This window comes from Siccibacter colletis (assembly GCF_025914095.1).
In the GTDB taxonomy this organism is placed as follows: domain Bacteria; phylum Pseudomonadota; class Gammaproteobacteria; order Enterobacterales; family Enterobacteriaceae; genus Siccibacter; species Siccibacter colletis.
In genome coordinates this window covers 4,042,536-4,066,839 of the sequence record NZ_CP074352.1, presented here as the reverse complement: position 1 = coordinate 4,066,839, position 24,304 = coordinate 4,042,536, and the positions used below count along the sequence as shown (strand labels likewise).

Below are 24,304 nucleotides of genomic sequence, written 5' to 3'. Positions count from 1 at the left end.
TACCGCTATTTTATAGGCGGTTTGTCTGATGCTGCCTGGTTCCGGCAACGATCAGGGCCGGGGATCATAACGTAAAGCGAGCCAGAGATCTTCTGTTTCTCACAGTTTCTTCCCGATTTATCCACAGGGCGGATCGAGAAGTGGTAAGTGTAATCGATCATTTGTTCTGTGCGGCATGATTCCTGCCTTATATTGCCAAATTTTCCGATCGATGAACCATTTTGGGTGAAAGGATCGCACGAAGATCCGGCGCGATCCTTGCGCTTTAAACCGAAGCCCGTATAATTCTCCACCCGGCGCGTTTTGCCGTATGAATGGCCTTCCGGTTTCGCTGAATTTTCGCCCGTTTTTCGGGGGTAAAAGCAGGAGAGATAAGGAAAGTGAATTGACTCCGGAGTGTACAATTATTACAATCCGGCCTCTTTAATCATCCACACTGAGGCGTCGGTCTTTCGCTTAGCCGTTCGGACAAACGCACAAGTCAGTGAAATTTTTCAAGTTTAGGTAGAAATCGCCATGAAACGCACTTTTCAACCGTCCGTACTGAAGCGCAACCGTTCACACGGCTTCCGTGCTCGTATGGCAACCAAAAATGGTCGTCAGGTTCTGGCACGTCGTCGTGCTAAAGGCCGCTCTCGTCTGACCGTTTCTAAGTAATAAAAGCTAACCCCTGCGTGGTTAAGCTCGCATTTCCCAGGGAGTTACGTTTGTTAACTCCCCATCATTTCACTTTCGTCTTCCAGCAGCCGCAACGGGCTGGCACGCCGCAAATCACCATCCTCGGCCGCCTTAATTCGCTGGGGCATCCCCGTATCGGTCTTACCGTCGCCAAGAAAAACGTCAAGCGCGCGCACGAACGCAATCGGATTAAACGTCTGACGCGTGAGAGCTTCCGTTTACGTCAGCATGAACTTCCGCCTATGGATTTCGTGGTGGTGGCGAAGAAGGGGGTTGCAGACCTCGATAACCGCGCGTTAATGGAAGCACTGGAAAAACTATGGCGCCGCCATTGTCGCCAGGCTCGCGAGTCCTGATAGGCCTGATCAGGGTCTATCAACGCCTGATTAGTCCGCTTCTCGGGCCGCATTGCCGTTTTACCCCAACCTGTTCGCACTACGGAATTGAGGCGTTACGCAGGTTTGGAGTGATAAAAGGCAGTTGGTTGACAGTGAAACGCGTATTAAAATGCCACCCTTTACACCCGGGTGGAGACGACCCCGTCCCGCCAGGACCTTACGATACCAGAGAACACTAACGATGGATTCGCAACGCAATCTTCTTGTCATCGCTTTGTTGTTCGTGTCTTTCATGATCTGGCAAGCCTGGGAGCAGGATAAAAATCCTCCTCAGACGCAGCAGACCACGCAGACTACGACCACCGCAGCGGGTAGCGCCGCCGACCAGGGCGTACCGGCCAGTGGCCAGGGAAAACTCATTACGGTTAAAACGGATGTCCTCTCCCTTACCATCAACACCCGTGGTGGTGACATCGAGCAGGCACTGTTAACTGCCTACCCGAAAGAGCTGGGTTCTTCTGAGCCGTTCCAGCTGCTGGAAACGACGCCAGAGTTCCTGTATCAGGCGCAAAGCGGCCTGACCGGTCGTGACGGCCCGGATAATCCGGCAAATGGTCCGCGTCCGCTCTACAACGTTGATAAAGACGCGTTCGTTATCGCTGATGGCCAGAACGAACTGGCGATCCCGATGACCTTCACCGATGCGGCGGGCAATACCTTCACCAAAACCTTCACCCTGAAACGCGGTGAATATGCGGTGGACGTAAGCTACAGCGTGAACAACGCCGGCGCGAAACCGCTGGAAGTGGCAAGCTTCGGTCAGCTCAAGCAGTCCATCAATCTGCCTTCTCACCGCGATACCGGCAGCAGCAACTTTGCGCTGCATACCTTCCGCGGCGCGGCGTACTCCACGCCGGACGAGAAGTATGAGAAATATAAATTCGACACCATTGCTGATAACGAAAACCTGAACGTCAACGCCAGCAACGGCTGGGTGGCGATGCTTCAGCAGTATTTCGCTACCGCATGGGTTCCACGCACTGCGGGCACCAACAATTTCTATACCGCAAATCTGGGTAACGGCATTGCGGCGGTTGGCTACAAATCTGCACCGGTACTGGTACAGCCAGGCCAGACAGGCGCGCTGAACAGCACCCTGTGGGTCGGCCCGGAAATCCAGGACAAAATGGCGCAGGTTGCACCGCACCTTGACCTGACCGTTGATTACGGCTGGTTGTGGTTCATCTCTCAGCCGCTGTTCAAGCTGCTGAAATGGATCCACGGCTTCCTGGGCAACTGGGGCTTCGCGATTATCGCTATCACCTTCATCGTACGTGGTGTGATGTACCCGCTGACGAAAGCGCAGTACACCTCGATGGCGAAGATGCGTCTGCTGCAGCCGAAGATTCAGGCCATGCGCGAGCGTCTGGGTGATGACAAGCAACGTATGAGCCAGGAGATGATGGCGCTCTATAAAGCAGAGAAAGTGAACCCGCTGGGTGGTTGCTTCCCGCTGCTGATTCAGATGCCGATCTTCCTTGCGCTGTACTACATGCTGATGGGCTCAGTTGAGCTGCGCCATGCGCCGTTCGCCCTGTGGATCCACGACCTGTCCGCGCAGGACCCATACTACATCCTGCCGATCCTGATGGGCGTGACCATGTTCTTCATCCAGAAGATGTCACCGACCACCGTGACCGACCCGATGCAGCAGAAGATCATGACCTTTATGCCGGTCATCTTCACGGTCTTCTTCCTGTGGTTCCCGTCCGGTCTGGTGCTGTACTATATCGTCAGCAACCTGGTGACCATCCTTCAGCAGCAGCTGATCTACCGCGGTCTGGAAAAACGTGGACTGCATAGCCGCGAGAAGAAAAGCTCCTGATAGCTTGATTCTTTAAGCTGAAACAAGGCGGTCATTTGACCGCCTTGTTTGTTTTTGTCGCCCTGTATTTCGCGCCTAACCCGAAGAGATAATCATGAACCACAACGACACCATCATCGCTCAGGCTACTCCTCCGGGACGTGGCGGCGTGGGTATCCTGCGTATTTCTGGCCTCAAAGCCCGCGAGGTAGCCCAGGCCGTGCTCGGCAAGCTGCCGAAACCGCGCCATGCCGACTACCTGCCGTTTAAGGACGCCGACGGCACGGCGCTGGATCAGGGTATTGCGCTGTGGTTCCCCGGCCCGAACTCCTTCACCGGCGAAGACGTGCTGGAGCTGCAGGGTCATGGCGGCCCGATGATCCTCGACCTGCTGCTTAAACGCATTCTGGCGCTGCCCGGCGTGCGTATCGCTCGCCCCGGTGAGTTCTCCGAGCGCGCGTTTCTTAACGATAAGCTCGATCTGGCTCAGGCAGAAGCCATCGCCGACCTGATCGATGCCAGTTCTGAGCAGGCGGCCCGCTCGGCGCTTAACTCGTTGCAGGGAGCGTTTTCCGCGCGAGTAAACCACCTTGTGGAAGCACTTACTCACCTGCGCATCTACGTCGAAGCGGCTATCGACTTTCCGGACGAGGAGATCGACTTTCTGTCAGACGGCAAAATTGAAGCGCAGCTTAATGCCGTAATGGGCGATCTCGATGCGGTACGCGCCGAAGCGCGACAGGGCAGTCTGCTGCGCGAGGGCATGAAGGTGGTAATTGCCGGGCGTCCAAACGCCGGCAAATCAAGCCTGCTGAATGCGCTGGCGGGCCGCGAGGCAGCGATCGTTACCGATATTGCCGGCACCACCCGCGACGTATTGCGCGAGCATATTCATATCGACGGTATGCCGCTGCATATCATCGACACCGCCGGTCTGCGTGAAGCCAGCGATGAAGTGGAGCGTATCGGCATCGAACGCGCGTGGAACGAGATCGAACAGGCGGACCGCGTACTGTTTATGGTAGACGGAACCACCACCAGCGCCGTTGACCCGGCTGACATCTGGCCGGACTTTATCGCTCGACTGCCAGCGAAGCTGCCGATAACCGTGGTGCGTAACAAAGCGGACGTCACCGGCGAAACGCTGGGCCTCAGCGAAGTGAATGGTCACTCACTGATTCGCCTGTCGGCGCGTACCGGTGAGGGCGTGGACGTGCTGCGTAACCATCTCAAAAGCAGTATGGGCTTTGATACCAATATGGAAGGCGGCTTCCTGGCCCGCCGTCGTCACCTGCAGGCGCTGGAGCAGGCTGCGGCGCATCTCGAACAGGGTAAGGCACAGCTGCTGGGTGCCTGGGCCGGCGAACTGCTGGCCGAAGAGCTGCGCCTGGCGCAGCAGAGCCTGAGTGAGATCACCGGGGAATTTACCTCCGACGATCTGCTGGGCCGCATCTTCTCCAGCTTCTGTATAGGTAAGTAATCACTCACGAACCGCTCCGCCAGCGTGGCGGAGCATCAGGAGGACTGCGATGACGCCCGAGGCGCTGGATGCCCTCTATACGCAAACCTCACGCCAGACGCTGGCAGCGTGGCAGGCACAGCCGGGCAGCGGCGAGGCGATGACCGGTCACTACTACGATACCGACACTCTCGCACCGGTCACAGGTATTCTTCCGGCACCGGGCGAGGCGCTGGCGACGCTGCTGTCAGAGATTAACGCGATGAGTGACGGCGATGCGCTGGCCGACGCGATGCCGGTCAACGGCCTGCATTTCACCTTCCTGCCCATCATGCTGCCGCACTACCGTCCCGGGGAGCTTCCCGAACACCTCGATCTGTTGAAGCGTCTGTGGCAGGAATACTGTACCGCTCAGCCGCTGACCATTTCCCGCCTGCGGCTGGTGGCGCTTCCGTCACAGCTGCTGCTGGCGGGCATTCCGGACCCGCACAGCCTGCGCCAGCGCAGCGCGTTTGCCGATGCATTGCTGAAAACGCCCCTGGCACCGGGCCTGCTGGCGCGGCATGCATCGACATCGCTACCGGCACCTTTCTGGCACAGCACGCTGTTACGCTATCGGGCGCAGCGTCTTCCTGGACCGCTTCGCAGCTACTTTATCCGCCATCAGCATCGTGAATTCGGTAGCGTTAGCGCGCCCGTCAGGCTGGTCATGGCCAACTATAACTGGACGGTGATGCAGCGCATTGCATGATCAATTTTTGTTCGCATTTTATAATTAAAGAATATATATAATACCCTTTTGTAAAGCTGACCCTTGGGTCTTCCCTTCGCGGAGATTCCGCATTAAAAGAAAGCAGGGATTGCAGCATCATCGGCAATCATGGTTTCACAGCATCATCTGACCCAGTCATTCACCGACCATTATCACGGAGCGACAAATGGCAACGCATTTTGCACGAGGGATTATTAACGGCGGGCACCTCGATTCCACCCGGCTCTCTGCCGCTAGCCTGCAACAGGCGCAACAGATGCCGGAGCATCGCCGCGCACGCTTTCTGGCGTCCCGCTCGCTGCTGGCCGAGCTGATGTTTATGCTGTACGGCGTGCACGAGCTGCCGGAGATCGTGGTCGCCAGCAACGGGCGTCCCAGCTTTAGCGATCCTTCGCTGGCCGATTTTTCTCTCGCCTATGCCGGAAATATGGTGGGTGTCGCGATCACCACCGAAGGACGCTGCGGTCTGGATATGGAGTTGCAGCACGCCACCCGTGGATTCCACCATCCACAATCCCACCGCAATCACCACTTCACCAGCAACGAAACCATCTGGATTAACAATCAGAACGATCCGCACGAAGCCGGGGCGCAGCTGGTCACCTTACGTCAGAGCGTGCTGAAGCTGTGCGGGCGCTGTCATGATGAGAGCCAGCCGCTGCAGCTGTTGCCCGGCTCTGGCCGTCTGCGCATGGCCGGCGAGCCTGAAATCGAAGCGCTGAGCGATGCCGAAGATATACTTATCTGGGCGATAGCCGTGACTCCGGCCATTGAGCACGTCAAACTCTGGGAGTTCGACGCGCATAAAGGCTGGAGCAACCTTAGCGAAGTGTTGAAGCAGCGCCCGTCTGCCGAGACGCGCGTGATGCGTTTCACCAGTCTACCGCTGGAAAAAACGCCGATCGCGAACTGATTTTTAACTGACAACATCAGGACGTTTTCTATGGCCGAAAGCATGAAAGTTGTGACGTTACTGGGAAGCCTGCGCAAAGGCTCGTTCAACGCAATGGTCGCTAATACGCTGCCAAAAATCGCGCCGGAAGGCATGACCGTTTCCGCCCTGCCGTCGATCCGCGACATCCCCATTTACGATGCCGACATTCAGCAGGAAGAGGGTTTTCCCGCGTCGGTGGAGGCCATCGCCGAACAGATCCGCGCGGCGGATGGCGTAGTGATCATCACCCCGGAATATAACTACTCGGTGCCTGGCGGCCTGAAAAATGCTATCGACTGGCTCTCACGTCTGCCGGAACAGCCGCTGGCGGGTAAGCCGGTCCTGATCCAGACCAGCTCAATGGGGGCTATTGGCGGCGCGCGCTGCCAGTATCACCTGCGTCAGATCCTGGTGTTCCTCGATGCAATGGTGATGAACAAGCCAGAGTTTATGGGCGGCGTGATCCAGAATAAGGTTGACCCGCAGACCGGCGAGGTCGTGGACCAAAGCACGCTCGATCACCTCTCCGGCCAGCTGACGGCCTTCAGTAAATATATTCAGCGCGTAAAAGCCTGAATCCGGGCCTCCTGCAGGAGGCTTTTTTATTCTCGTAAGATGTGTAAATTTATTTCCTGAATGAATTGTGATTTGTTATAACATCACACTTTATTTTTATCAGGATAGTTTTGTTATGTCTGGGGTTTTATCGCGTCGTCTCGTTGCTATTGATGCGCTGCGTGGTCTGGTGATGCTGCTGATGCTGCTCGACCACGTGCGTGAAACGTTCTTTCTGCATCGTCAGGTGGGCGATCCGATGGACGTCACCACCACCGAACCGGCGCTGTTTATTGGCCGCACGCTGGCGCACCTGTGCGCACCGGTTTTCGTCTTCCTGACCGGCCTCTCGGCGGCACTTTACTGGCAGAAAACCTCATCGCTGAAGAAGACCGCAGAGTTTCTGTTCAAACGCGGTCTCGTGCTGATCCTGCTGGAAATCACGCTGGTTAACTTCGCCTGGACCTTCCAGTTTCCGCCGTCGGTGGTCTATCTGCAGGTGATCTGGGCGATTGGCCTGAGCATGGTGGCGCTGAGCGCACTGATTTGGCTGCCAGCGGGCGTTCTGCTGCCGTTAGCGGTAGTGATTATCGCCGGGCATAACCTGCTGGACGGCATTCATGCCGCGCCGGGCTCTTTCTGGGCCATTCCCTGGGCGATTCTGCACGACCGCGGCTGGATTGAACTGGGTGATGCGATGCGCGTGCGCACCTCCTATCCGGTGCTGCCGTGGATCGGCGTTATTTCGCTGGGCTTCCTCGCCGGGCGCTTCTATCGCGCGGAGATAACAACCCACCAGCGTCAGCGCTTGCTGGCCATGACCGGCGTTGCCGCGCTGGCGGCGTTTGTGGTGCTGCGTCTGATTAACGGCTACGGCGAAAAGCCGTGGGTGAGCGGTGAAAACAGCGTGCAGACGGTGATGAGCTTCTTCAACATCACTAAATACCCGCCGTCGCTGATGTTCCTGCTGCTGACCCTCAGCCTCGGCCTGCTGCTGCTGGCGCTGTTTGAGCGCTTCCAGGATAAACAGCTGCTGGTATGGATTGGCCTGTTTGGTGCGGCACCGATGTTCTTCTATCTGCTGCATCTCTACGTGCTGAAGGCGCTGTATCTGATGGCGGTGGCTATCTGGGGACTGAACCACGGCGAATTCTTCGGCTTCGACACCGTGTGGCAGGTGTGGCTGGGCACCATCGCCCTTGCTGCTGCGCTGGTGGTGCCGGTGCGCCGCTTTGCCGCGTTCAAAGCGCGCCGCCGCGATATCACCTGGCTTAAATACTTCTGATAAAAAAAGCCAGTCGGCAGACTGGCTTCTTCGATATGACGGGCAGCGCAGGCTGCCCTTTTTTATGCCTGATTAATGCGCGTCGATAAACACGATTTTCAGGATGAACAGCAGGGCAACCACCACCACGCACGGACTGAGTTCGCGCAGACGGCCGGTGCCGATCTTCATCACGCAGTACGAGATAAAGCCCAGCGCGATCCCTTCGGTGATGGAGAAGCTGAACGGCATCATGACGGCAGTGATAAACGCCGGCACCGCTTCGGTTAAGTCATCCCACTTCACGCGCGCCAGGCTTGAGGTCATCAGCACGCCGACGTAGATCAGCGCGCCTGCGGCCGCGTACGGCGGTACCATGCCCGCCAGCGGTGACAGGAAGATCACCAGCAGGAACAGCAGGCCGACGACAATGGCGGTCAGACCGGTACGGCCACCGACGGAGACGCCGGAGGAGCTTTCGATATAAGCGGTTACGGAAGACGTCCCGATAAACGAGCCGGCGACTGACGAGACGCTGTCGACAAACAGCGCCTGCTTCATACGCGGGAATTTCCCTTTCTCATCAGCCAGGCCGGCTTTATCGGTGACGCCAATCAGCGTGCCGGAGGAGTCGAACAGGTTTACCAGCATGAAGGAGAAGATCACGCCCGCCAGACCCAGATTGAAAGAGCCAGCCAGATCGACGTGTCCCACCACCGACATCACGCTCGGCGGCGCGGAGACGACGCCCTGGAACTGCACATCGCCCAGCAGCCAGGCCAGCAGCGTGGTCACCACGATAGAAACCAGAACCGCAGCATGAATGTTACGCGACGCCAGAATCGCAATAATGAAGAAGCCCAGCACGCCCAGCAGCACGCTGTGAGAGGTCAGGTTGCCGATGGTTACCAGCGTATCCGGGTTCGCGACGATAACGCCGGCGTTTTTCAGGCCCATCATGCCGATAAACAGACCAATACCGCTGGTGATGCCGACGCGCAGGCTGAGCGGAATATTGGCAATCATCCAGTAGCGCACCTGGAAAATGGTGAGCAGTAGTAAGCCTACCGCGCCCCAGAAAATAGCACCCATCCCAATCTGCCACGGCAGGCCCATCGCACCGACCACCACAAACGCGAAGAAGGCGTTCAGGCCCATTGCCGGTGCCAGCGCTACCGGCAGGTTAGCAAACAGCCCCATCAGGATGCTGCCGCCCGCGGCGATAAGGCAGGTGGTGACAAATACCGCGCTGGTATCCATGCCCGCTGCACCCAGAATCTGCGGGTTAACGAACACGATGTACACCATCGTCAGGAAGGTGGTGAACCCGGCGATCACTTCCGTACGCGCGGTAGTGCCGTGGGCGCGTAATTTAAACACGCGTTCGAGCAGCCCCTTTGAAGCCTGGGCAGTGGGTTGTTGGCTCATTGGTTGGTTCCGAAATCAGGAGGGAAATTGGTCGCTATCCTATACCAAAATGCGACAATAGTGCTGTCTGTCACAGACTTTTTTTCATTGATTTTGCTTATACGGCATCGATTGCGCGGGCCAAAACCGGCTGCGTAAACGTTAAACTTTCGATATCAGGAAAAAACATGTCCAGCATTGATGCACTATTTTTTGATTGCGATGGCACGCTGGTAGACAGCGAAGTGATCTGCTCCCGCGCGTATGTGCATATGTTTGCCCGCGCCGGCATCACGCTCGATCTTGAGGAAGTGTTCAAACGCTTCAAAGGGATAAAACTCTACGAGATCATCGATACCATCAATAATGAACATGGCGTTAACCTGCAAAAAGCAGAGCTGGAACCCGTCTATCGCGCCGAGGTCGCACGGCTGTTCGACAGCGAGCTGGTGGAGATCCCCGGCGCTGCGGCGCTGCTCGATCGCGTAACGATACCGATGTGCATCGTCTCCAACGGCCCGGTCAGCAAAATGCAGCACTCGCTGGGTAAAACCGGCATGCTTGGGCATTTCCCTGACAAACTCTACAGCGGCTACGATATCCAGCGCTGGAAGCCCGATCCGGCCCTGATGCACCACGCGGCAGATGCGATGCGCGTGGACGTAACGAAGTGCATTCTGGTGGATGATTCGGTGGCCGGAGCGCAATCCGGCATCGCGGCGGGAATGCAGGTGTTTTACTTCTGCGCCGATGCGCACAATCCGCCACTCGATCACCCGAATGTGACGCCGTTTACCGACCTGAGCCAGTTGCCTGAGCTGTGGCGCGCGCGCGGATGGAATATCACCCGCTAATGTTGCCCGGCGGGTGCGCAAGCTTACTCGCCCTGCAGCACTGCATCACAGGCAAAAAAAACCTCTCCTGTAGGAGAGGTTTATTGTGGCGCGAGCGCGATGCTTACTCTTTCGGATCTTTGCCCGCCAGCAGCTTGTCCAGCTCGTCGCCGCCAACGTGACGGAAATCCTGCCCCTTCACGAAGTAGAAGATGTATTCGCAGATGTTCTGGCAGCGGTCGCCGATACGCTCAATAGAGCGTGCGCAGAACAGCGCGGTTAATACGCTGGGGATGGTGCGCGAGTCTTCCATCATGTAGGTCATCAGCTGACGCACGATGCCTTCGTACTCCTGGTCCACCTTCTTGTCTTCGCGGTAGATGCGGATGGCTTCATCCAGATCCATACGTGCAAAGGCGTCGAGCACGTCGTGCAGCATCTGCACGGTGTGGCGGCCCAGCGACTCCAGGCTCACCAGCAGCGGCTGATGCTGCTGGGAGAATTTCTCCAGCGCGGTGCGGCAGATTTTGTCTGCCACATCACCGATACGCTCCAGCTCGGCGATAGTTTTGATGATCGCCATCACCAGACGCAGGTCGCTCGCGGTCGGCTGACGTTTGGCAATGATGCGCACGCAGGCTTCATCGATCGCCACTTCCATCATGTTGACCTTCTGGTCACCGTCGATGACGCGCTTCGCCAGCTCGCTGTCCTGATTGTGCATCGCCGTGATGGCGTCAGACAGCTGCTGCTCCACCAGCCCGCCCATGGTCATCACCTGGGTGCGGATGTGCTCCAGCTCAGCGTTGAACTGGCCGGAGATATGTTTATTCAGATTCAGGTTATCCATGATTCCTCCCGTTGCCCGGACGCGTGGTGCCTGTCACAGCGTGGCGACAGGCAGTAGCATCAGAGCCGATCAACCGTAGCGGCCAGTAATGTAATCTTCAGTTTGCTTCTTCTTCGGACGGGTAAAGAGTTCGTCGGTATTGCTGAACTCGATAAGCTCGCCGAGATACATAAACGCGGTGTTATCAGAACAACGCGCAGCCTGCTGCATGTTGTGGGTAACGATAACTACGGTGTAATCCTGCTTCAGCTCGGTGATCAGCTCTTCGATGCGCCCGGTAGAGATCGGATCCAGCGCCGAGCAGGGTTCATCAAGAAGCAGCACTTCCGGGCGAATCGCGATACCGCGGGCGATGCAAAGACGTTGCTGCTGACCACCGGAGAGAGAATACCCGCTCTGGTGCAGCTTATCTTTGGTTTCATTCCATAATGCGGCTTTGGTCAACGCCCACTGCACGCGCTCGTCCATATCGGCACGGGAAAGCTTCTCGAACAGGCGCACGCCAAAGGCGATGTTGTCATAGATAGACATCGGGAACGGCGTCGGCTTCTGGAACACCATGCCCACTTTGGCGCGCAGCAGCGCGATGTCCTGGCTGTGGGTGAGGATGTTCTCACCGTCCAGCAGGATTTCACCTTCGGCGCGCTGCTCCGGGTAAAGCGAATACATTTTGTTAAAGGTACGCAGCAGGGTGGATTTACCGCAGCCCGATGGCCCGATAAACGCCGTCACCTGATTCTTTGCGATATCCAGACTGATGTTCTTCAGGGCGTGGAATTTGCCGTAGTAGAAGTTCAGATCGCGAACCTGAATTTTGTCCGCTGGGGTATCAACAATACTCATCTCAATCTTTCCTCATCCGACGCAGCCTGTGCAGCGCCGCAAAATTAACCGTGTTTACCTTTGGCGAACAGCACGCGCGCCAGGATATTCAGCAACAGGACGCACAGCGTAATAATCAGCACCCCGGCCCAGGCCAGCTGTTGCCACTCGGCAAACGGACTCATGGCGAATTTAAAAATGGTTACCGGCAGGTTAGCGATAGGCTGCATCATGTCCGTGCTCCAGAACTGGTTGGAGAGCGCGGTAAACAGCAGCGGTGCGGTTTCGCCTGCGATACGGGCTACGGCCAGCAGCACGCCGGTGATAATCCCGGAAACGGAGGCTTTCAGCGTAATGGCGGAGATCATCTTCCACTTCGGCGTACCGAGAGCGTAAGCCGCTTCACGCAGGCTGTCCGGCACCAGCTTCATCATGTTCTCGGTGGTACGGATTACGATAGGCACCTGCAGCAGCGCCAGCGCAATCACACCCGCCCAGCCGGAGAAGTGCTCCATCTGCGCCACCACGATGGTGTAGACGAACAGGCCCACCACGATAGACGGGGCAGAGAGCAGAATATCGTTGATGAAGCGGATGACTTCAGCGAGCCATGATTTACGCCCGTACTCCGCCAGATAAATACCCGCCAGGATACCTAACGGCGTACCGATAACCGTGGCCCACAGGATCAGCAGGCCGCTGCCCGCAAGGGCGTTCGCCAGACCACCGCCTGCGGTGTTCGGCGGCGGCGTCATCTCGGTGAACAGCGCCAGCGACATGCCGTCGATACCGCGCGTGACGGTAGAGAACAGGATCCACACCAGCCAGAACAGACCAAACGCCATGGTCGCCATAGAGAGCGTCAGGGCGAGACGGTTCTTCATGCGGCGCTTCGCCTGCATTTTACGGCGCGACTCCGCCAGACCGGCGGTATGTTGAAGTTCTAAGGTAGCCATTAGCGCGCCCCCTCGTTTTTCGCCAGACGCATGATCATGAATTTAGAAATCGCGAGTACGATGAAGGTGATCACGAACAGGATCAGACCCAGTTCCATCAGCGCGGCCACATGCAGACCGGATTCCGCTTCGGCGAACTCATTTGCCAGCGCGGAGGTGATGCTGTTACCCGGCATATAGAGCGAGGCACTGTCGAGCTGGTAGGTGTTACCGATGATGAAGGTCACTGCCATGGTTTCCCCCAGCGCACGACCGAGGCCCAGCATCACGCCGCCGATAACGCCGTTTTTGGTGAACGGCAGCACAATGCGCCAGATCACTTCCCAGGTGGTGCAGCCGATGCCGTAGGCCGACTCTTTCATCATCACCGGAGTTTGTTCAAACACATCGCGCATTACCGCCGCGATGTAAGGGATGATCATGATGGCGAGAATGACGCCCGCCGCCAGGATACCAATCCCGAATGCCGGACCAGAGAACAGCGCGCCAACAAACGGAATATTGGACAGCACGTTGCCGACCGGCTCCTGGAAATACGTCGCGAACAGCGGGGCGAAGATAAACAGCCCCCACATGCCGTACACGATACTCGGAATAGCCGCGAGCAGTTCAATGGCAATACCCAGCGGGCGTTTCAGCCAGGCCGGGGCCAGTTCCGTCAGGAACAGCGCAATACCGAAGCTCACCGGGACGGCGATCAGTAGCGCAATAAAGGAGGTCACCAGCGTGCCGTAGATCGGCACCAGCGCACCGTAGATGTCGTTAGGCGCATCCCACTCTTTGGTCCAGAGGAAGGAGAAGCCAAACTTCTGAATACTTGGCCAGGAGGAGATGATAAGGGAGATGATAATGCCGCCCAGCAGCAATAGCACAATCAGCGCAGCCAGTCTTACCAGCGCGCTGAATATCATGTCACCTTTTTTGCCTGGAGGCGTAAATGCAGGCTTGGTTGCAGCCATAAGTTACTCTTTAGGTTTAGGTACTGACTCTAACAAACTGCCCGGTTGCGTGAGCGTACCGGGCCTGAAAATCAACTATAACATCCTGTTATGCGGGCGGATAACGCATTGTCATCCGCCCCGATACGCTTAGTACAGTGCTTTACCGCTGCTGTCTTTTACGTTGGTTTTCCATGCTGCACGAATCTGCTCAACAACGCTGTCCGGCAGGCTGGCGTAATCCAGGTCGTTCGCTTCTTTGGCGCCGTCTTTGAAGGCCCAGTCGAAGAACTTCAGCACTTCAGCGCCCTGCTCAGGTTTCTTCTGCTCTTTGTGAACCAGGATGAAGGTGGTGGAGGTAATCGGCCACGCATCGTCACCTTTCTGGTTAGTCAGGTCCTGTGCGAAGGATTTGCTCCAGTCCACTTCTTTCGCGGCGTTGGAGAAGCTCTCTTCGGTCGGGCTTACCGGCTTGCCGTCAGCAGAGATCAGCTTGGTGTAAGCCAGGTTGTTCTGCTTAGCGTAAGCGTATTCAACGTAACCGATAGCACCCGGCAGACGCTGTACGAAGGCTGCGATACCGTCGTTACCTTTACCGCCCAGACCGGTCGGCCAGTTAACGGTAGAGCCAGAGCCTACTTTAGATTTCCACTCTTCGTTCACTTTGGCCAGGTAGCCGGTGAAGACGAAGGAGGTGCCTGAACCGTCAGCACGACGCACAACAGCGATGTTCTGAGAAGGCAGTTTCAGACCCGGGTTGAGTTTGGTGATTGCCGCGTCATCCCATTTTTTGATTTTGCCCAGGTAGATGTCACCCAGGGTTTTGCCGTCCAGCACCAGCTCACCGGTTTTGATGCCCGGAACGTTGATGGCCAGCACCACACCACCGATAACGGTCGGGAACTGGAACAGGCCTTCCTGCTGCAGTTTCTCGTCAGACAGCGGGGCGTCAGAGGCGCCGAAATCAACGGTGTTAGCGATAATCTGTTTTACACCACCTGAGGAGCCGATACCCTGGTAGTTCACTTTGCTACCGGTAGCTTTCTGATAGGTATCTGCCCATTTGGCATACACCGGCGCAGGGAAGGTTGCACCCGCGCCAGTCAGGCTTGCCGCTGCGTTAACAGCGAAAGCGCTCAGGGAGAAGGTCGCGGCGACAACAGTTGCGACAGTGGTACGCATGATGTTCATAATGTCTCCTGCAAGGTGTTCGTAAGGTGTTGTTTAGTTTCCACGATGAGCAAAATAGGACAAACAGGTGACAGCTAAATGTACGAAATATGACAGTTTTGTGACAACGGGATCTTGTCGATAAGATTTTTCGTAAAACTATGTCTTTTCAATCAGATAACGAGAAAGATGACGACAGGATGTCGGTAAAATTTTATTTTTATTACAGTGAAAAAATAGCCGAATATGACAGAAAGTCATTTCTGAAGCGCATCTGATGGTGAGAATTGCGGGCGGGGATAAAGATAAAATGCCCCGCTTATTATCAAGCGGGGCGTGAGAATTACTCGACGGTCACCGATTTTGCCAGGTTGCGCGGCTGATCGACGTCGGTGCCTTTAATAAGCGCGACGTGATAGGCCAGCAGCTGCAGCGGAACGGTATAGAAGATCGGGGCGATGCTCTCTTCCACATGCGGCATCTGGATAATGTGCATGTTATCGCTGCTGGTGAAACCGGTATCCTGATCGGCGAAGACAAACAGCACACCGCCGCGGGCGCGTACTTCTTCGATGTTGGATTTCAGTTTTTCCAGCAGCTCGTTGTTCGGCGCCACCACGATCACCGGCATGTCAGCGTCAATCAGCGCCAGCGGGCCGTGTTTCAGCTCCCCTGCCGCGTAGGCTTCAGCGTGGATGTAGGAGATCTCTTTCAGCTTCAGCGCGCCTTCGAGGGCAATCGGATATTGATCGCCACGGCCAAGGAACAGCGCGTGATGCTTGTCAGAGAAGGCCTCCGCCAGCGCCTCGATGCGTTTGTCCTGAGAGAGCATCTGCTCGATACGGTTCGGCAGCGCCTGCAGGCCATGCACGATGTCCTGTTCAATCGCCGCGTCCACGCCTTTCAGACGGCTCAGTTTCGCCACCAGCATCAGCAGCACGGTCAACTGGGTGGTAAACGCCTTGGTAGACGCTACGCCAATTTCGGTGCCCGCTTTGGTCATCAGCGCCAGGTCAGATTCACGCACCAGCGAGGAGCCAGGCACGTTGCAGATCGCCAGCGAGCCCAGATAACCCAGCTCTTTCGACAGACGCAGCGCCGCCAGAGTATCTGCGGTTTCGCCGGACTGCGACAGGGTTATCATCAGGCTGTTACGGCGCACGGCGGATTTACGGTAGCGGAACTCAGAGGCGATCTCCACGTCACACGGCACGCCAGCCAGCGATTCAAACCAGTAGCGCGACACCATACCGGAGTTATATGACGTGCCGCACGCTACGATCTGGATGTGCTCTACCTGCGACAGCAGCGCGTTCGCCTGCGGGCCCAGTTCGCTGAGATCAACCTCACCGTGGCTGATGCGCCCGGTCAGGGTATTTTTGATAGCGTTTGGCTGCTCGTAAATCTCTTTCTGCATGTAGTGACGGTAGATACCTTTATCGCCCGCATCGTACTGCAGGTTGGATTCGATCTCCTGACGCGTGGTTTCCGCGCCAGACTTATCGAACACCTTCACGCTGCGGCGGGTCACTTCGGCAATATCGCCCTCTTCAAGGAAGATAAAGCGGCGGGTCACCGGGAGAAGCGCCAGCTGATCGGAGGCGATAAAGTTTTCCCCCATGCCGAGGCCGATAACCAGCGGGCTGCCGGAACGGGCCGCCAGCAGGGTGCTCGGGTCGCGGGTATCCATGATCACCGTGCCGTAGGCACCGCGCAGCTGCGGGATAGTACGCAGCACCGCTTCGCGCAGCGTACCGCCCTGGGCCAGCTCCCAGTGCACCAGGTGAGCGATAACTTCGGTGTCGGTTTCGGAGACGAAGGTGTAGCCGCGCGCTTTCAGCTCTTCACGCAGCGGTTCGTGGTTTTCGATAATGCCGTTGTGCACTACCACGATATGTTCAGAAACATGCGGGTGCGCATTCCCTTCTGACGGTTCGCCGTGGGTCGCCCAGCGGGTATGGGCAATCCCCGTACCGCCGTGCAGGGCGTGCTCTTCTGCCGCCTGAGCCAGCATCTGGACTTTGCCAAGACGGCGCAGACGCGTCATCCTGCCTTCACTGTCCACCACCGCCAGACCCGCAGAGTCATAGCCGCGATACTCCAGACGACGCAACCCCTCGAGAAGGATCTCAGCAATATCACGTTGCGCGACCGCGCCAACAATTCCACACATAGTTTTTGATTCCTGATTCTGGCATTACGCCACGCGTTGTCTGACGACCTTGTTGCCCTTTTACCGGGCGCCCCGAGCCTTGTAGAGAGTGGGGTTATTATTCTGGTACTGCTGGTGGGCGGGAGATTATGTTATCCCCTCATCCCGGCACGTCGCAGACGCTTTCACATCCCCGACGTGCAAAACGTTCAGCGGGCAGCAAAATGCCGCCCGCCGCGTATTACTTTTTCTTCACCGGACGCTGCCAGCCCTGCTTGTGCACCTGCGGAACGCGGCTCAGCACCAGCTCGTGCTCTGCAACATCGCGCGTCACGGTGGTGCCTGCGGCGATGGTGGCGCCGTTGCCGACGCTAACCGGGGCCACCAGCTGGGTATCGGAGCCGACAAACACGTCATCGCCAATCAGCGTTTTATGCTTGTTCGCGCCATCGTAGTTGCAGGTGATAGTGCCCGCGCCGATATTTACGTTATCGCCAATCTCGGCATCGCCCAAATAGCTGAGATGACCCGCTTTGGAGCCTTTGCCCAGGCGCGCTTTTTTCATCTCAACGAAGTTGCCGACGTGGGCGCCTTCTGCCAGCTCTGCGCCCGGGCGCAGACGGGCAAACGGCCCGATGGTGCAGGCGGCGTCGAGGCGCGCATCTTCCACCACGGTATAAGGGCTGATTTCGCAGTCATCACCGATGACGCTGTTTTTAATCACGCAGCCGGTACCGATCTTCACGCGGTGGCCGAGGGTGACCTGACCTTCGATGATGACGTTAGTGTCGATCTCAACGTCGCGGCCATGCGTCAGCTCACCGCGCAGATCGAAACGGGCCGGATCGAGCAGCATCACGCCGGCAAGCAGCAGTTTTTCCGCCTGCTCTGCCTGATACACGCGCTCAAGACGGGAGAGCTGCAGGCGGTTATTCACGCCTTCCACTTCACTCAGGCGATCCGGGTGCGCAGCAACCACCTCACGGCCTTCCTGATGCGCCATCGCGATCACGTCCGTAATGTAATATTCGCCCTGCGCATTATTGTTGTTCAGCTTGCCCAACCAGCGCTTCAGGTCGGCCCCGTTGGCCACCAGAATTCCGGTGTTGATTTCGTTAATCTGGCGCTGCACGTCGGTGGCGTCTTTATGTTCGACAATGCCGACGACCGCGCCATTCTCACGCACGATGCGGCCATAGCCGGTCGGGTCGTCGAGTTTGACGGTCAGCAGACCAATGCCGCCCTGCGGCTTCGCCTCACGCAGGCGCGTCAGCGTCTCTAAGGTAATCAGCGGCACGTCGCCGTAAAGCATCAGGATGTCTTCGTCATCGGCAAAGAACGGGGCGGCCTGCTGCATCGCGTGTCCGGTACCCAACTGTTCGGCCTGCAATACCCAGTTCAGCGCGTCGCCGCGCAGCGTCTGCTTCAGCAGTTCACCGCCGTGGCCATACACCAGATGCACGTTTTTCGCGCCTGATTTAGTAGCGGTATCAATGACATGCTGAACCATTGGTTTCCCGGCGATACGGTGCAGCACCTTCGGCAGATCGGAATACATGCGGGTCCCTTTGCCAGCGGCGAGGATCACCACGCTTAATGCACTGTTTGACATACGCGTCCTGATTCAAAATTTGGTAAGAAGTAAAACGGTTTCACGTTGAAAATTCTACATATTTTTCAGCATGAAATGGCACCACTGAAAGCGACATTTTTTCGTTATCCACAGGCGTTTTCAGCCCCATCTCAGGCCTTTTCTGCCTGTTCTGAGCGGATAACAAACCGTCCGGGCCGTGAAATTCTCCACAGTGTAGCGCTTTTTTAATTGTCTGAAATTAAGTGCTGCATCCGGAATGAGAAGAAGGGGCAGGTGACGACGGGTTTTATGCAGGCAGAACGCCCGTAGCGCGACGAATAACGGACAAAAAAAATGCCAGTCATCAGACTGGCATTTTCACGTTCAAGCCGGTGTTACATCGCTTTTTTGGTCAACTCGATAACGCGCAGTTTCGCGATCGCTTTAGCCAGTTCAGCAGAAGCCTGGGCATAGTCCACGTCACCGTGGGAGCTACGCACCTGCTCTTCAGCCTTACGCTTCGCTTCCAGGGCTCGCGCTTCGTCGAGATCCTGACCACGAATCGCGGTATCAGCCAGAACGGTCACGCTGCCGGGTTGTACTTCAAGTACCCCGCCGGACAGGTAGATATACTCTTCATGACCGTGCTGCTTAACGATGCGGATCATACCAGGCTTAATGGCAGTGAGCAGCGGGGCGTGGCCCGGGTAAATACCCAGCTCACCTTCGCTACCCGTTACCTGGATTTTTTCCACGGTGCCGGTAAACATCTGTTTCTCAGCACTCACGACATCCAGGTGGTAAGTCATAGCCATGTCACCCTCCGATTAAGGCGTTAAAGTTTTTTGGCTTTTTCCACGGCTTCGTCGATGGAGCCAACCATGTAAAACGCCTGCTCCGGCAGATGGTCGAATTCACCGTCCATGATGCCTTTAAAGCCACGGATAGTGTCTTTCAGCGACACGTACTTGCCCGGAGAACCGGTGAAGACTTCCGCTACGAAGAACGGCTGGGACAGGAAGCGCTGGATTTTACGCGCACGCGCTACAACCAGTTTGTCTTCTTCAGACAGCTCGTCCATACCGAGGATCGCGATGATGTCTTTCAGTTCCTGATAACGCTGCAGGATGGACTGAACGCCACGCGCGGTGTCGTAGTGCTCCTGACCAACCACCAGCGGATCGAGCTGACGGCTGGTGGAATCCAGCGGGTCAACGGCCGGGTAGATACCCAGAGACGCGATCTGACGGCTCAGTACCACGGTTGCGTCTAAGTGCGCAAAGGTGGTGGCTGGTGACGGGTCAGTCAGGTCATCCGCAGGTACGTATACCGCCTGAACGGAGGTGATAGAACCGGTTTTGGTCGAGGTGATACGTTCCTGCAGAACGCCCATTTCTTCCGCCAGCGTCGGCTGATAACCTACCGCGGAAGGCATACGACCCAGCAGTGCGGATACTTCAGTACCGGCCAGGGTGTAACGGTAGATGTTATCGACGAACAGCAGTACGTCACGACCTTCTTCACGGAATTTCTCAGCCATGGTCAGGCCGGTCAGTGCAACGCGCAGACGGTTTCCCGGCGGCTCGTTCATCTGGCCGTAAACCAGGGATACTTTGTCCAGAACGTTGGAGTCGGTCATTTCGTGGTAGAAGTCGTTACCTTCACGGGTACGTTCGCCCACGCCTGCAAACACGGAGTAACCGGAGTGCTCAATCGCGATGTTACGAATGAGTTCCATCATGTTTACGGTTTTACCTACGCCCGCACCACCGAACAGACCCACTTTACCGCCCTTCGCGAACGGACACATCAGGTCGATTACTTTGATGCCGGTTTCCAGCAGTTCCTGAGAGCTGGACAGCTCTTCGTAGGACGGTGCCGGACGGTGAATAGCCCAACGCTCTTCTTCGCCGATGTCGCCTTTCATGTCGATCGGCTGACCCAGCACGTTCATGATACGGCCCAGGGTCGCTTTACCTACCGGGACTTCAATCGGGTGAGCGAGGTCGGCAACATCCAGACCACGACGCAGACCGTCGGAAGAACCCATTGCGATGGTACGTACGATACCGCCGCCGAGCTGCTGCTGCACTTCAAGCACCAGACGCTCATCACCATTTGTTACCTCAAGGGCATCGTACACCTTTGGTACGGCATCCTGAGGGAACTCGACGTCGACCACGGCGCCGATTACCTGGACAATCTTTCCAGTAGCCATCTTGAATCCTCTACGAAATAACCTGGTTAAACCGCGGCGGCCCCCGAGACAATCTCGGTGAGTTCCTGAGTAATGCTGGCCTGACGAGCTTTGTTGTATACCAACTGCAGCTCTTTAATCAGGCTGCCGCCATTATCGGTTGCGGCTTTCATCGCCACCATTCGTGCGGCCTGCTCGCTGGCCAGGTTTTCTACCACGCCCTGATAAACCTGAGATTCCACATAACGACGCAGGAGAGTATCCAGCAGCGCTTTCGGATCTGGCTCATACAGGTAATCCCAGGATTTGCGATTCAACTCTTCATCTTCTGAAGCCGGTAACGGCAGCAGCTGAGTGATGGTTGGAGCCTGAGACATGGTGTTAATAAATTTGTTGCTGACAACGTACAGCTTGTCCAGACGGCCTTCATCATAGGCCTGCAACATCACTTTTACCGGGCCGATCAGTTCGGACAGGGAAGGGTTATCCCCCATGCCAGTTACCTGAGCGACAATGTTGCCGCCTACGGAGTTGAAGAATGACACGCCTTTGGAGCCGATCATTGCGATGTCGCACTGAACGCCTTTATCAGACCACTCTTTCATATCCGCCAGCAGTTTTTTGAACAGGTTAATGTTCAAGCCACCGCACAGACCACGGTCGGTAGACACCACCAGGTAGCCCACGCGTTTTACGTCGCGCTCTTCCAGGTAAGGGTGCTTATATTCCAGATTACCGGTGGCAAGGTGACTGATCACTTTGCGCATGGTATCTGCATAAGGACGGCTGGCCGCCATGCGATCCTGCGATTTACGCATTTTGGAAGCGGCGACCATCTCCATCGCTTTAGTGATCTTTTGCGTGTTCTGGACGCTTGCGATCTTACTACGTATCTCTTTTGCGCCGGCCATGAGCTTCTCCTCAATGCCTTGCGGCTTGCCTTACAGCAAGCCGCCAGACGTTACCAGGACTGGGTTGCTTTGAAGGAATCGAGGATGCTTTTCAGCTTGCCTTCGATTTCATCGTTATAGCCACCGGTCTGGTTAATCTCTTGCATCAGCGGAGCGTGGTCACGGTCAACGTAAGCCAGCAGAGCGGCTTCGAAGCTACCGATTTTCGCCAGTTCCACATCTTCGAGGTAACCGCGTTCAGCCGCGAACAGTACCAGACCCTGCTGAGCAACAGACATTGGCGCGTACTGTTTCTGCTTCAGCAGCTCGGTCACTTTCTGACCGTGGCTCAGCTGTTTACGGGTTGCTTCGTCCAGATCGGATGCGAACTGAGAGAACGCAGCCAGTTCACGATACTGTGCCAGCGCGGTACGAATACCACCGGACAGTTTCTTGATGATCTTGGTCTGAGCAGCACCACCTACACGGGATACGGAGATACCCGGGTTAACCGCCGGACGAATACCGGAGTTAAACAGGTTGGTTTCCAGGAAGATCTGACCATCGGTAATGGAGATTACGTTGGTCGGAACGAACGCAGAAACGTCACCCGCCTGGGTTTCGATGATCGGCAGCGCGGTCAGAGAACCGGTTTGGCCTTTCACTTCACCGTTGGTGAAACGCTCAACGTACTCAGCGCTAACGCGAGATGCACGCTCCAGCAGACGGGAGTGGAGATAGAACACGTCGCCCGGGAATGCTTCACGTCCTGGCGGACGGCGCAGCAGCAGGGAAACCTGACGGTAAGCAACAGCCTGTTTAGACAGGTCATCGTAAACGATCAGTGCATCTTCACCGCGGTCGCGGAAGTATTCGCCCATCGCGCAGCCGGCGTACGGAGCCAGGTACTGCAGCGCAGCGGATTCAGACGCGGTAGCAACCACAACGATGGTGTTAGCCAGCGCGTTGTGTTCTTCCAGCTTACGTACCACGTTAGAAATAGTGGACGCTTTCTGGCCGATAGCGACGTACACGCATTTGATGCCGGAGTCGCGCTGGTTGATGATCGCATCGATTGCCATCGCGGTTTTACCGGTCTGACGGTCACCGATGATCAGCTCACGCTGGCCACGGCCGATTGGAATCATCGCATCGACGGATTTGTAACCGGTCTGTACCGGCTGATCAACGGACTGACGATCGATAACGCCCGGTGCGATAACTTCGATTGGTGAGAAACCATCGTTGTCGATCGGACCTTTACCATCAATCGGCGCACCCAGGGTGTTAACCACACGGCCCAGCAGGCCACGGCCAACCGGAACTTCCAGGATACGACCGGTGCACTTCACTTTCATGCCTTCGGCGAGGTCAGAATACGGACCCATTACCACAGCACCTACGGAGTCGCGCTCCAGGTTCAGTGCGATAGCGTAACGGTTACCCGGCAGTGCGATCATTTCGCCCTGCATTACATCGGCCAGGCCGTTGATGCGGATAACACCGTCACTTACAGAAACAATAGTACCTTCGTTGTGAGCTTCGCTCACAACATTGAACTGAGCAATGCGCTGCTTGATCAGTTCGCTGATTTCGGTGGAATTCAGTTGCATGCTCCAGTCCCCTTAAGACTGCAAGACGTCTGCAAGGCGCTCAAGACGGCCGCGTACGCTACCATCAATGACCATATCACCCGAGCGGATGATTACGCCTGCCATTACAGACTTATCGATTTTGCAATTCAGCTTCACTTTGCGTGACAGACGTTTTTCCATCGCGGCGCTGATTTTCGAGAGCTGGTCTTCACTCAGTACGTTTGCAGAAGTGACTTCAACTTCCGCAGTAGCCTCGCTGGCTTCGCGTAACTCAATGAAAAGCTCAAGAACGTCAGGGAGCGCTTTCAGACGACCATTAGAAGCCATCACCTTGATCAGGTTCTGGCCATTGGCGTCCAGCTGCTCACCACAAATTGCGATAAACGACTCGGCGAGCGTTTCCGGTGCCAGGGCACCGGAGATAAGCTCTGCCATGTAGTCGTTTTTCGTCACCTCGGCGGCGAAAGCCAGCATGTCCTGCCAGCGATCGACACTCTGGTGTTCGACGGCAAAGTCAAAAGCTGCTTTGGCGTAGGGGCGAGCTACAGTTACAAATTCAGACATCAGCCCCTCCCTCCTTACAGTTCAGCGACCAGTTTATCGACGATGTCGCTGTTAGCAGCTTCATCCACGGAACGTTCGATGATTTTCTCGGCGCCAGCAACAGCCAGCACAGCGACCTGCTTACGCAGCTCCTCGCGAGCACGTTTACGCTCGGCGTCAATTTCCGCCTGAGCCTGCGTCACGATTTTGTTACGTTCCTGTTCTGCTTCAGCTTTAGCTTCGTCCAGGATCTGAGAGCGACGCTTGTTCGCCTGCTCGATGATTACCTGGGCTTCCGCTTTCGCTTTTTTCAGCTGGTCGGTCGCGTTGGCCTGTGCAAGGTCCAAATCCTTTTTAGCTCGTTCTGCGGAAGCCAGCCCGTCAGCAATTTCTTTTTGACGTTTTTCGATGGCAGCCATAATTGGCGGCCATACGTACTTCATGCAGAACAGAACGAACAGGACAAACGCGATGGCCTGGCCGAGGATTGTTGCGTTAAGATTCACAGCACAAT

General features: G+C 56.4%; 24 protein-coding genes. 10 read left to right on the top strand and 14 right to left on the bottom strand.

Annotated elements, in window-relative coordinates; all coding sequences use genetic code 11:
- The first annotated feature begins 516 nt into the window (after nt 1-516).
- The 9 genes from rpmH to KFZ77_RS19390 all read left to right on the top strand — a co-directional run bounded on the left by rpmH (nt 517) and on the right by KFZ77_RS19390 (nt 7,885).
- Entirely contained in the window at nt 517-657 is a 141-nt protein-coding gene (gene rpmH, locus KFZ77_RS19430; RefSeq protein ID WP_003849659.1) for a 50S ribosomal protein L34, read from the top strand.
- A 17-nt stretch (nt 658-674) separates the two neighbouring features.
- On the top strand, nt 675-1,034 hold the full coding sequence (gene rnpA, locus KFZ77_RS19425; RefSeq protein WP_072002018.1) for a ribonuclease P protein component: 360 nt from the start codon (nt 675-677) through the stop codon (nt 1,032-1,034).
- Nucleotides 998-1,255 (top strand): membrane protein insertion efficiency factor YidD, encoded by a 258-nt coding sequence (gene yidD / locus KFZ77_RS19420; protein ID WP_072002019.1) that lies wholly within the window; start codon nt 998-1,000, stop codon nt 1,253-1,255. The genes rnpA and yidD overlap by 37 nt, the downstream gene beginning before the upstream one ends.
- A 2-nt stretch (nt 1,256-1,257) precedes the next feature.
- Nucleotides 1,258-2,901, top strand: a complete 1,644-nt coding sequence (gene yidC, locus KFZ77_RS19415) for a membrane protein insertase YidC (protein WP_031522259.1) — start codon at nt 1,258-1,260, stop codon at nt 2,899-2,901.
- A gap of 94 nt (nt 2,902-2,995) precedes the next feature.
- Complete coding sequence (gene mnmE / locus KFZ77_RS19410; protein WP_264385104.1) at nt 2,996-4,360, top strand: tRNA uridine-5-carboxymethylaminomethyl(34) synthesis GTPase MnmE; 1,365 nt, start codon at nt 2,996-2,998, stop codon at nt 4,358-4,360.
- A 49-nt stretch (nt 4,361-4,409) separates the two neighbouring features.
- A complete protein-coding gene (locus tag KFZ77_RS19405; RefSeq protein ID WP_264385103.1) occupies nt 4,410-5,090 on the top strand; it encodes a hypothetical protein in 681 nt (226 codons plus the stop codon).
- A gap of 187 nt (nt 5,091-5,277) precedes the next feature.
- Nucleotides 5,278-6,024 (top strand): 4'-phosphopantetheinyl transferase family protein, encoded by a 747-nt coding sequence (locus tag KFZ77_RS19400; RefSeq protein WP_264385102.1) that lies wholly within the window; start codon nt 5,278-5,280, stop codon nt 6,022-6,024.
- A 30-nt stretch (nt 6,025-6,054) separates the two neighbouring features.
- On the top strand, nt 6,055-6,621 hold the full coding sequence (locus KFZ77_RS19395; RefSeq protein WP_264385101.1) for an NADPH-dependent FMN reductase: 567 nt from the start codon (nt 6,055-6,057) through the stop codon (nt 6,619-6,621).
- A gap of 115 nt (nt 6,622-6,736) precedes the next feature.
- Entirely contained in the window at nt 6,737-7,885 is a 1,149-nt protein-coding gene (locus tag KFZ77_RS19390; protein WP_264385100.1) for a DUF1624 domain-containing protein, read from the top strand.
- A 72-nt stretch (nt 7,886-7,957) separates the two neighbouring features.
- Here the strand turns inward: KFZ77_RS19390 and KFZ77_RS19385 are convergent, their stop codons facing one another.
- Entirely contained in the window at nt 7,958-9,292 is a 1,335-nt protein-coding gene (locus KFZ77_RS19385; RefSeq protein ID WP_264385099.1) for an NCS2 family permease, read from the bottom strand.
- Nucleotides 9,293-9,459: 167 nt separating this feature from the next.
- Here KFZ77_RS19385 and yieH point away from each other — a divergent pair, with 167 nt between their 5' ends.
- A complete protein-coding gene (yieH, locus tag KFZ77_RS19380; RefSeq protein WP_264385098.1) occupies nt 9,460-10,125 on the top strand; it encodes a 6-phosphogluconate phosphatase in 666 nt (221 codons plus the stop codon).
- Nucleotides 10,126-10,228: 103 nt separating this feature from the next.
- Here yieH and phoU read toward each other — a convergent pair whose 3' ends face one another.
- The 13 genes from phoU to atpF all read right to left on the bottom strand — a co-directional run bounded on the left by phoU (nt 10,229) and on the right by atpF (nt 24,296).
- Nucleotides 10,229-10,954, bottom strand: a complete 726-nt coding sequence (gene phoU / locus KFZ77_RS19375; protein ID WP_024549252.1) for a phosphate signaling complex protein PhoU — start codon at nt 10,952-10,954, stop codon at nt 10,229-10,231.
- Between the two features lie 69 nt (nt 10,955-11,023).
- On the bottom strand, nt 11,024-11,797 hold the full coding sequence (gene pstB, locus KFZ77_RS19370) for a phosphate ABC transporter ATP-binding protein PstB (RefSeq protein WP_031522274.1): 774 nt from the start codon (nt 11,795-11,797) through the stop codon (nt 11,024-11,026).
- 44 nt (nt 11,798-11,841) lie between these two features.
- The gene (gene pstA, locus KFZ77_RS19365; protein WP_031522275.1) at nt 11,842-12,732 is read right to left on the bottom strand and encodes a phosphate ABC transporter permease PstA; all 891 of its coding nucleotides are present in this window, start codon (nt 12,730-12,732) and stop codon (nt 11,842-11,844) included.
- Entirely contained in the window at nt 12,732-13,691 is a 960-nt protein-coding gene (gene pstC / locus KFZ77_RS19360) for a phosphate ABC transporter permease PstC (RefSeq protein WP_031522277.1), read from the bottom strand. The genes pstA and pstC overlap by 1 nt, the downstream gene beginning before the upstream one ends.
- A gap of 129 nt (nt 13,692-13,820) precedes the next feature.
- Nucleotides 13,821-14,861, bottom strand: a complete 1,041-nt coding sequence (gene pstS / locus KFZ77_RS19355; RefSeq protein ID WP_031522279.1) for a phosphate ABC transporter substrate-binding protein PstS — start codon at nt 14,859-14,861, stop codon at nt 13,821-13,823.
- 322 nt (nt 14,862-15,183) lie between these two features.
- Entirely contained in the window at nt 15,184-17,013 is a 1,830-nt protein-coding gene (glmS, locus tag KFZ77_RS19350) for a glutamine--fructose-6-phosphate transaminase (isomerizing) (RefSeq protein WP_264385097.1), read from the bottom strand.
- 220 nt (nt 17,014-17,233) lie between these two features.
- Nucleotides 17,234-18,604 (bottom strand): bifunctional UDP-N-acetylglucosamine diphosphorylase/glucosamine-1-phosphate N-acetyltransferase GlmU, encoded by a 1,371-nt coding sequence (glmU, locus tag KFZ77_RS19345; protein WP_264385096.1) that lies wholly within the window; start codon nt 18,602-18,604, stop codon nt 17,234-17,236.
- A gap of 356 nt (nt 18,605-18,960) precedes the next feature.
- Complete coding sequence (locus KFZ77_RS19340) at nt 18,961-19,380, bottom strand: F0F1 ATP synthase subunit epsilon (RefSeq protein ID WP_031522285.1); 420 nt, start codon at nt 19,378-19,380, stop codon at nt 18,961-18,963.
- 20 nt (nt 19,381-19,400) lie between these two features.
- Nucleotides 19,401-20,783, bottom strand: a complete 1,383-nt coding sequence (atpD, locus tag KFZ77_RS19335) for a F0F1 ATP synthase subunit beta (RefSeq protein WP_031522287.1) — start codon at nt 20,781-20,783, stop codon at nt 19,401-19,403.
- A gap of 26 nt (nt 20,784-20,809) precedes the next feature.
- Nucleotides 20,810-21,673, bottom strand: coding sequence for a F0F1 ATP synthase subunit gamma (gene atpG / locus KFZ77_RS19330; protein WP_031522289.1), 864 nt, complete (start codon nt 21,671-21,673; stop codon nt 20,810-20,812).
- A 50-nt stretch (nt 21,674-21,723) separates the two neighbouring features.
- On the bottom strand, nt 21,724-23,265 hold the full coding sequence (gene atpA, locus KFZ77_RS19325; RefSeq protein ID WP_031522291.1) for a F0F1 ATP synthase subunit alpha: 1,542 nt from the start codon (nt 23,263-23,265) through the stop codon (nt 21,724-21,726).
- Nucleotides 23,266-23,277: 12 nt separating this feature from the next.
- The gene (atpH, locus tag KFZ77_RS19320; protein WP_031522293.1) at nt 23,278-23,811 is read right to left on the bottom strand and encodes a F0F1 ATP synthase subunit delta; all 534 of its coding nucleotides are present in this window, start codon (nt 23,809-23,811) and stop codon (nt 23,278-23,280) included.
- Between the two features lie 14 nt (nt 23,812-23,825).
- Nucleotides 23,826-24,296 carry a F0F1 ATP synthase subunit B gene (gene atpF / locus KFZ77_RS19315; protein WP_031522295.1) on the bottom strand — a complete coding sequence of 157 codons (471 nt, stop codon included), beginning with the start codon at nt 24,294-24,296 and terminating at the stop codon, nt 23,826-23,828.
- Between the last annotated feature and the right edge of the window lie 8 nt (nt 24,297-24,304).

Coding starts and splice junctions, on each gene's coding strand:
- atpG (WP_031522289.1), bottom strand. CDS start 21,673: ATGGCCGGCGCAAAAGAGATACGTAGTAAGATCGCAAGCGTCCAGAAC.
- KFZ77_RS19340 (WP_031522285.1), bottom strand. CDS start 19,380: ATGGCTATGACTTACCACCTGGATGTCGTGAGTGCTGAGAAACAGATG.
- yieH (WP_264385098.1), top strand. CDS start 9,460: ATGTCCAGCATTGATGCACTATTTTTTGATTGCGATGGCACGCTGGTA.
- pstB (WP_031522274.1), bottom strand. CDS start 11,797: ATGAGTATTGTTGATACCCCAGCGGACAAAATTCAGGTTCGCGATCTG.
- mnmE (WP_264385104.1), top strand. CDS start 2,996: ATGAACCACAACGACACCATCATCGCTCAGGCTACTCCTCCGGGACGT.
- atpH (WP_031522293.1), bottom strand. CDS start 23,811: ATGTCTGAATTTGTAACTGTAGCTCGCCCCTACGCCAAAGCAGCTTTT.
- KFZ77_RS19400 (WP_264385102.1), top strand. CDS start 5,278: ATGGCAACGCATTTTGCACGAGGGATTATTAACGGCGGGCACCTCGAT.
- pstA (WP_031522275.1), bottom strand. CDS start 12,732: ATGGCTACCTTAGAACTTCAACATACCGCCGGTCTGGCGGAGTCGCGC.
- glmU (WP_264385096.1), bottom strand. CDS start 18,604: ATGTCAAACAGTGCATTAAGCGTGGTGATCCTCGCCGCTGGCAAAGGG.
- glmS (WP_264385097.1), bottom strand. CDS start 17,013: ATGTGTGGAATTGTTGGCGCGGTCGCGCAACGTGATATTGCTGAGATC.
- KFZ77_RS19390 (WP_264385100.1), top strand. CDS start 6,737: ATGTCTGGGGTTTTATCGCGTCGTCTCGTTGCTATTGATGCGCTGCGT.
- yidD (WP_072002019.1), top strand. CDS start 998: ATGGCGCCGCCATTGTCGCCAGGCTCGCGAGTCCTGATAGGCCTGATC.
- pstS (WP_031522279.1), bottom strand. CDS start 14,861: ATGAACATCATGCGTACCACTGTCGCAACTGTTGTCGCCGCGACCTTC.
- phoU (WP_024549252.1), bottom strand. CDS start 10,954: ATGGATAACCTGAATCTGAATAAACATATCTCCGGCCAGTTCAACGCT.
- pstC (WP_031522277.1), bottom strand. CDS start 13,691: ATGGCTGCAACCAAGCCTGCATTTACGCCTCCAGGCAAAAAAGGTGAC.
- KFZ77_RS19385 (WP_264385099.1), bottom strand. CDS start 9,292: ATGAGCCAACAACCCACTGCCCAGGCTTCAAAGGGGCTGCTCGAACGC.
- KFZ77_RS19405 (WP_264385103.1), top strand. CDS start 4,410: ATGACGCCCGAGGCGCTGGATGCCCTCTATACGCAAACCTCACGCCAG.
- KFZ77_RS19395 (WP_264385101.1), top strand. CDS start 6,055: ATGGCCGAAAGCATGAAAGTTGTGACGTTACTGGGAAGCCTGCGCAAA.
- yidC (WP_031522259.1), top strand. CDS start 1,258: ATGGATTCGCAACGCAATCTTCTTGTCATCGCTTTGTTGTTCGTGTCT.
- atpA (WP_031522291.1), bottom strand. CDS start 23,265: ATGCAACTGAATTCCACCGAAATCAGCGAACTGATCAAGCAGCGCATT.
- atpD (WP_031522287.1), bottom strand. CDS start 20,783: ATGGCTACTGGAAAGATTGTCCAGGTAATCGGCGCCGTGGTCGACGTC.
- rpmH (WP_003849659.1), top strand. CDS start 517: ATGAAACGCACTTTTCAACCGTCCGTACTGAAGCGCAACCGTTCACAC.